Below are 8,331 nucleotides of genomic sequence, written 5' to 3'. Positions count from 1 at the left end.
TAAAGTCGTCCCTCGAATTTGCATTTTCCAAGGAAGCCTTTATGCCGGACGCGACGTCCCTCAGTGCTGGTTTTATGGTGGTTCACGGCAACCGCCTGGACGAGTTGCGCAGCCTGGTGGTCAGCTGGATGCGGCGCTACCCGCTGGCTCCCCTGGAGAATGAAATCGCGTTGGTGCAAAGCAATGGCATTGCCCAATGGCTGAAGTTGGCACTGGCGGAAGATTCCGCGGAAGACGACATGGGAGGCTGCGGCATCGCCGCCGCCATCGACGTGCAGTTGCCCGGCAGTTTCATGTGGCAGCTCTATCGCATGGTCCTTGGCCGCGATGAGATTCCGGCCAAGTCCCTGCTTGATAAAGCCCCGCTGACCTGGCGTCTGATGCGACTGCTGCCGCAGTTGATCAACCAACCGCACTTCGAGCCGCTGCAGCGTTTCCTGACCCATGACACCGATCTGCGCAAACGCTATCAATTGGCTGAGCGTCTGGCGGACCTGTTCGACCAATATCAGGTGTACCGAGCTGACTGGCTCGAAGACTGGGCAGAAGGTCGACATCAAACAAGAAACGCCAGAGGCGAAGCCCAACCCCTGACGCCGGCCAATTGCTGGCAGGCAGAGTTATGGCGCGCACTCTTGCTGGATGTGGGAGAAGAAGGCATGGCGCAAAGCCGTGCCGGCGTCCATCAGCGGTTTGTCGAGCGAATCAACAATCTCGAGGTAGCCCCCAAGGGATTACCCTCGAGAGTGATCGTTTTCGGGATTTCTTCGCTGCCTGCTCAAGCCCTGGAAGCATTGGCGGGATTGGCACGATTCAGCCAAGTCCTGCTCTGTGTACATAACCCATGTCGTCATCATTGGGCGGACATCGTCGCCGATAAAGACTTGTTACGGCATCAATACAAGCGTCAGGCCCGCAAGAGCGGCATGCCGGTAGTGATCGATCCGCAAATCCTGCACCAGCATGCTCACCCGCTGCTGGCTGCCTGGGGTAAACAGGGGCGGGACTACATCAACCTGCTCGACAGTTACGACGATCCCAACAGCTATCGCTCGGCATTCCGTGACGGGCGCATCGACCTGTTCAGTGACGGTCATCCGCTGAATGTGCTCAACCAGTTGCAGGATGACATCCTCGAGTTGCGCCCCCTCAACGAGACTCGGGAGCGTTGGCCGGCCATCGATCTGCAGAAGGACGGATCGATCCGTTTTCACATCGCTCATAGCGCCCAGCGAGAGGTCGAGATCCTCCACGATCAATTACTCGCGCGCTTCAGCGCCGACCCGCAATTGCGCCCCCGGGACATCATCGTGATGGTCCCGGACATCGACAGTTACGCACCGCATATTCGTGCCGTGTTTGGTCAGCTTGACCGCCAGGACCCACGCTTCATTCCATTTACTCTGGCTGACCAGGGCCAGCGTGGTCGCGATCCGCTGCTGATTGCTGTCGAGCACCTGCTCAAGTTGCCTGACAGCCGATTCCCCGTCAGTGAGATTCTCGATCTGCTGGACGTTCCGGCACTGCGCGCTCGCTTTGGTGTCGAGGAGCGTGACCTGCCGACGCTGCACCGCTGGATCGAAGGTGCCGGCATTCGCTGGGGCATGAATGCCGAGCAACGTGCCGGGCTCGGGCTGCCGAATGAGCTGGAGCAAAACAGCTGGCGTTTCGGCTTGCGACGGATGTTGCTCGGTTATGCCGTTGGCAGCGCCGATGCTTATGAGGGGATCGAACCCTACGACGAGATCGGTGGTCTGGACGCTGCGCTCATTGGTCCGCTGGTTGCTCTGCTGGACGCGCTGGAAGTGGCTCACCACGAACTCTCTCAGCCTGCGCCGCCGGGGCAATGGGGCTTGCGCTTGCAGGCGTTGGTGCAGTTGTTCTTCCTTGCCGGTAACGAACACGATGACTACTTGCTGGCCCAGCTCGAAGAGCTGCGCGAGACCTGGCTTGAGACCTGCGAATCCGTCGGGTTACAGGACGAGTTGCCGCTGACTGTCGTCCGTGAAGCCTGGCTTGCAGGTCTGGATCAGGGCCGTTTGTCCCAACGCTTTTTGGCCGGTGCGGTCAACTTCTGCACCTTGATGCCCATGCGCGCTATCCCGTTCAAACTGGTCTGCCTGCTGGGCATGAATGACGGCGATTATCCGCGCGCGCAGCCACCGCTGGATTTCGATCTCATGGGCAGTGATTACCGTCCAGGCGATCGCTCCCGGCGCGAAGATGACCGCTACCTGCTACTGGAGGCCCTGTTGTCGGCGCGGGACCAGCTCTACATCAGTTGGGTGGGCCGCAGCATCCGCGATAACAGCGAGAGACCTGCGTCGGTGCTGATCGGCCAGTTGCGTGACCACTTGGCCAGCGGTTGGCGATTGGCACAAAGTGGCGAGGATCTGCTTGAAGCCATGACCCGGGAACACCCCTTGCAACCTTTCAGCGCCCGCTACTTTCACGAAGGGGATGAGTCGTTCAGCTACGCCACCGAATGGCAGGTCCTTCATCAAGCGGCAGAGCAACAGGCGAGCGCCGAAGTGCTTGAGGCTCACGTTCAGGACGAACCACTCAGTCTCGGTCAACTGCAGGATTTCCTGCGCAATCCGGTACGGCACTTTTTCAGCCAGCGACTGAAGGTCTTCTTCGAGGCAGCTGAAGTGCCGTTGGCCGATGAAGAGCCTTTTGTCCTGGATGCGTTGCAGCGTTACAGCCTCAGCGACCGTTTGCTCGAAGCGGCGCTGGCAGATCCGGGAAATATCGGACAAGCACTGGAAGATCAGGCAAAGCGCCTGCAAAACAGCGGACTGCTGCCCATGGCCGGATTCGGTGAGTGCCTGCAACATGAATTGATCGAGCCTTTACCTGACTTGTTGCAACGCCACCAACAGCTCCTGGCTTTGTGGCCAACACCGCTCAGCAGCGCGTTGCCCGTCAATCTTGAACTGCAAGGCCTGCAGATCGAGGGCTGGCTCAGCGGCCTGCATCAGCGTGCTGATGGTGGTTTGCTGTCTATCACTACGATTCCCAACAGTATCGGCTCGATCAAGTCGCGCAAATGGCATCGACTGACGCGCCCGTGGCTCACGCATTTGGTGGCTAATGCCAGTGGCATGGCGTTGACCACCGCACTGGTGGCCAGCGACGATAGCCTGTTGCTCGGACCGATGGACGAGTCCACGGCACAGAAAATTCTCGGCGAGCTGTTGATGGCCTGGCAGTCGGGTATGCGCCAGCCGCTACCGATCGCGGTCAAGACAGCCTTCGCGTGGCTGGGGCAGATCGACCCGGTCAAAGCCGAAGCCGCTGCGCGCAAGGCCTATGAAGGTGATGGGCAGACGACGGAAGGAGAGCGTCGCGAAAGCCCGGCACTCGCACGCCAATTCGCCGATTACGATGGCTTGACCGCCGATGAAACCTTCCCCGACTGGTGTGATGCGCTCTATCGCCCGCTGCTTGAAGCACCCTGGCGTTCACTGTCCAGCGAGGAGTCGCGTTGATGAGCACGAAGACACCTCTGGCCTTGGCCTTCCCGCTGCGTGGCAGTCAACTGATCGAAGCCAGCGCCGGGACCGGCAAGACGTTCACCATTTCCGCGTTGTATCTGCGCCTGGTCCTTGGCCACGGTGACGAGGGCTCGGGGTTCGGGCGAGAGCTGTTGCCGCCGCAGATCCTCGTCGTGACGTTCACCGACGCCGCGACCAAAGAGCTGCGCGAACGCATTCGCACGCGGCTCGCCGAGGCCGCACGATTTTTCCGCGATGAAACGCCCGCCCCCGACAGCCTGATTGCCGAGTTGCGTGATCAGTATTTGCCCGAGCAATGGCCCGGGTGCGCAAACCGCCTGGATATCGCCGCCCAGTGGATGGACGAGGCGGCGGTGTCGACCATCCACAGTTGGTGCCAGCGCATGTTGCGCGAGCACGCATTCGACAGCGGCAGCCTGTTTACCCAGACCCTGGAAACCGACCACAGCGACTTGCTGGGGGAAGTCCTGCGCGATTACTGGCGGCTGTTCTGTTACCCGATGCAAGGTGACGCATTGAATTGGGTGCGCAGCAATTGGGGTGGACCGGCGGCGTTGCTGCCGCGGATTCGTGCACTGTTCGCGAGTGAGCGGGATACGCCTCAAGGGAAAGAGCCCGCCGAGGTGATTGCGCAATGCTTGCACGAGCGACGGGTTGCCCTGATCGAACTCAAGAAGCCCTGGCTCCAGTGGGCGGACGAGTTGCTTGCGATCTGTCACCAGGGCGTTGCCAGCAAGGCTGTCGACGGTCGCAAGATGCAGGCACGCTATTTCGAGCCCTGGTTTGAAAAGATTAAAGCCTGGGCCGAGGACGAATCCCTTGAGCAACTGGATATCGGCACCGGCTTCACTCGCCTGACCCCTGATGGATTGGCCGAAGCCTGGAAGGGCGAAGCGCCTCGACATCCGGGGCTCGATGCGATGGCCGGCCTCAAGGCCTGTCTCGATGGGTTGCCATCGCCTGATGCCGCCGTACTGCAACACGCCGCCCGTTGGGTCGGGGCGCGATTCGAGGAAGAGAAACGCCGCCGTGCGGAAATGGGCTTCGACGACATGTTGCTGCGCCTTGATGCAGCCTTGCAGTCCGATGGCGGCGAGCGACTGGCAACCCTGATTCGTGAACAGTTTCCGGTCGCACTGATCGATGAGTTCCAGGACACCGACCCGGTGCAATACCGGATCTTCGAGAGCATCTACCGCATTGAAGAGAACAGCCCCGAGTGCGGCCTGTTCCTGATCGGCGACCCGAAACAGGCGATCTACGCTTTTCGCGGCGCCGACATCCATACCTACCTTCGCGCCCGTCAGGCCACCACCGGCCGCCTGCACACCCTGGGCACCAACTTCCGCTCAAGCCATGGCATGGTCAACGCGGTGAACCATGTGTTCGAGCGCGCTGAAGCCCGGGAGTCAGGACGCGGTGCTTTCCTCTTTCGGGAGAAGAACGGCGACAACCCGGTTCCGTTCATGCCGGTGGCCTCCCAGGGCCGCAAAGAGATCTTGCGCATCAATGATCAGGCAGTCCCGGCCTTGAACATCTGGCACTTGCCGGCCGAACAGCCGTTGTCCGGTGCGGTTTACCGGCAACTTCTGGCGGCTGCCTGCGCCAGTGAAATCACCGCATTGCTCAATGGCGGGCAGCAGGGGCAAGCGGGATTCACCCAGGACGGCAAAGCCTTCAGGGGCCTGCTGCCGGCGGATATCGCCATCCTGGTACGCGACGGCAAGGAGGCGCAGGCGGTTCGTGCGCAATTGGCCGCCCGTGGCGTGCGCAGTGTTTATCTGTCGGACAAGGACTCGGTGTTCGCCGCCCAGGAGGCGCATGACGTGCTGACCTGGCTCAAGGCCTGCGCCGAGCCGGATGTCGAGCGCCCGTTGCGGGCCGCGTTGGCCAGCATCACGTTGAACCTTTCGTTGACTGAGCTGGAGCGGCTGAATCAGGACGAGTTGGCCTGGGAATCCCGGGTCATGCAGTTCCGTGGCTATCGCGAAGTCTGGCGCAAGCAGGGCGTACTGCCGATGCTGCGCCGATTGTTGCACGACTTCCGTCTGCCCCAGGCGTTGATCGCCCGCAGTGACGGCGAGCGGGTTTTGACGAACCTCCTGCACCTGTCCGAATTGCTGCAACAAGCGGCCGCTGAACTCGATGGCGAGCAAGCACTGATCCGGCATTTGTCCGAGCATCTGGTGTTGTCCGGTCAGGCCGGCGAAGAGCAGATTCTGCGTCTGGAAAGTGATGAGCAATTGGTCAAGGTCGTGACCATTCACAAATCCAAAGGCCTTGAGTATCCGTTGGTGTTCCTGCCGTTCATTTGCTCGGCGAAACCGGTGGATGGCAGCCGGCTGCCGTTGCACTACCACGATGGATCAGGCAATGCCCAGGTCACGTTGAAACCGACGGCAGAATTGATTGCCCTGGCTGACGATGAGCGTCTGGCCGAGGATCTGCGCTTGCTCTATGTCGCCCTGACCCGGGCGCAACACGCCTGCTGGCTGGGGGTGGCTGACCTCAAGCGCGGCAACAACAATGGCTCGGTGCTGCATCTGTCGGCATTGGGTTATCTGTTGGGCGGCGGTGCGCCATTGGCCGACTCCCCGGCGTTGCAGCTTTGGTTGCGGGACCTGCAACAGGACTGCCCGGCGCTGGCGTATGCCGAGTTGCCTGAAGCGACAACAGAGCATTACCAGCCACCGCAAAGCGAAGCGGCGCTACTGGTTCCGCTGATCCCGAAACGCAAGGCCAGTGAAAACTGGTGGATTGCCTCCTACAGCGCGTTGCGCATTGGCGACACCCTGAGTGTCGGCACGGACGAAGCGCCGGAGAGTCCGCAGGCGCAAAAACTGTTCGATGACGAACGTCTCGACCCGCAAGCCCCTAGAGAAGTGGTTGCTGGTGGCGGCGATATCCATCGCTTCCCGCGCGGTCCGAACCCTGGCACCTTCCTCCATGGTTTACTCGAATGGGCAGGGGGCGAGGGTTTTGATGCGGCACCACAAGATGTGATCGACGCGATTGCCCGTCGCTGCAATCGTCGAGGCTGGGAAGGCTGGATCACCACGCTGAGTGACTGGCTGCAGCATCTGCTCAAGTCGCCGTTGCATCTGGGCGCCGGTCAGGCCCCGGTGATATTCGGGCAGTTGACGCAGTACCAGGTCGAGATGGAATTCTGGTTCGCCAGCCATAAGGTCGATGTGCTCAAGCTCGACGCGCTGGTGTGCCAATACACCCATAACGGCGTGGCCCGGGTGGCCGCCGAACCTGTGTTGCTCAACGGCATGTTCAAGGGCTTCATCGACCTGACGTTTGAGCACAACGGCCGCTATTACGTTGCCGACTACAAATCCAACTGGCTTGGCGCCGATGATGCGGCTTACACAGTGCAGGCCATGGAACAGTCGATTCTCGACAACCGTTATGACCTGCAATACGTGTTGTACCTGTTGGCCCTGCATCGCCAGCTCAAGGTGCGGCTCGCCGATTACGACTACGACCGACATGTCGGCGGTGCCTTGTACCTGTTTTTGCGGGGTACGCGTGCGGCCAGCCAGGGTATGTTTTTCACCCGTCCGCCAAGAGAACTGATCGAGCGTCTGGACAGACTGTTCCAGGGCAAGCCAGAGCCCAGGGTCGAGCCCGCCTGGGAACAGGGAGTACTGTTATGAGTCGCACATTCGCCGATTTGCTGCCCACATCGCTGGCAGCCGAAAGCCTGGCCGAACTCGCGCCACTGAGTCGTGCCGACGACTTGCTGTTGCTACTCACGCGTTGGGTAGAGCGTGGCTGGTTGCGAGCGCTGGACAAAGCCTTTGTGGCGTTTCTGCATGAACTGGCTCCGGATGGTGATCCGTTGGTGTTGCTGGCCGCCGCGCTGACCAGCCACCAATTGGGCCACGGGCATGTCTGCCTTGACCTGTTCGAGACCCTGAAAGAACCTGACTTCGCCCTGTCATTACCGCCCGAAGGTGACGTGCAAGGCGGCGCAATGCTGTTGCCCTCGCAATTGCTCGGATCGCTGGACGGGGCCCATTGGTGCAAGGTACTGGCCGCCAGCAACCTGGTGGCTCTGGCTGCTGACAGTCGTGACAACGTGCGCGACCGACCTTTGGTGTTATCGGGCAAACGCTTGTACCTGCGCCGCTATTGGGCCTACGAGCGACGGATCGACCTTTCGTTGCGCGAGCGTCTGACGGAACACGAGTCCACGCCGAGCGACTTGCTCCAGCGCCTCACCGGATTGTTTGGGCCTGCCCGGTCCGGTGAAGTGATCGACTGGCAGAAGCTTGCCTGTGCCCTGGCGACGCGCAGCGCCTTCAGCATCGTGACGGGGGGGCCGGGAACCGGCAAGACCACGACCGTCGTGCGCTTGCTGGCGTTGCTCCAGGCACCGGCGGTCGAGGCCGGCATGCCCCTGCGCATTCGCCTCGCCGCACCTACCGGCAAGGCTGCGGCGCGTCTGACAGAATCCATCAGCCAGCAAGTCCGGACCTTGAAGGTCACGGAAGAAATCCGGGAAAAGATCCCGTCCGACGTCACCACCGTTCACCGTCTGCTCGGCAGCCGGCCCGGGACTCGTCATTTTCGGCACCATGCGGGCAATCGACTGCCGCTGGATGTGTTGGTGGTGGACGAGGCCTCGATGATCGACCTGGAGATGATGGCCAATCTGCTCGACGCTTTGCCAGCCCATGCGCGCCTTGTGCTGTTGGGTGACAAGGATCAGTTGGCTTCGGTAGAAGCCGGTGCGGTATTGGGGGATCTGTGTCGCGACGCGGAGGCGGGCTGGTACAGCCCGCAGACGCGCCAGTGGCTGGGA

The 8,331-nt window shown here is 61.2% G+C and carries 3 protein-coding genes; all 3 read left to right on the top strand.

Annotated elements, in window-relative coordinates; all coding sequences use genetic code 11:
* Positions 1 to 41: 41 nt before the first annotated feature.
* Positions 42 to 3,491 (top strand): exodeoxyribonuclease V subunit gamma, encoded by a 3,450-nt coding sequence (recC, locus tag PMI29_RS12055; RefSeq protein WP_007999457.1) that lies wholly within the window; start codon positions 42 to 44, stop codon positions 3,489 to 3,491.
* The gene (gene recB / locus PMI29_RS12060) at positions 3,491 to 7,180 is read left to right on the top strand and encodes an exodeoxyribonuclease V subunit beta (RefSeq protein ID WP_007999456.1); all 3,690 of its coding nucleotides are present in this window, start codon (positions 3,491 to 3,493) and stop codon (positions 7,178 to 7,180) included. Before recC ends, recB begins: the two co-directional genes overlap by 1 nt.
* The coding region (recD, locus tag PMI29_RS12065) for an exodeoxyribonuclease V subunit alpha (protein WP_007999455.1) at positions 7,177 to 8,331 on the top strand (1,155 nt) is incomplete at its 3' end. The genes recB and recD, both read left to right, overlap by 4 nt.

The organism is Pseudomonas sp. GM49 (assembly GCF_000282355.1).
GTDB lineage: Bacteria > Pseudomonadota > Gammaproteobacteria > Pseudomonadales > Pseudomonadaceae > Aquipseudomonas.
Note: the sequence above shows the minus strand (reverse complement) of the source record. Positions and strands in the feature narration are given on the sequence as shown.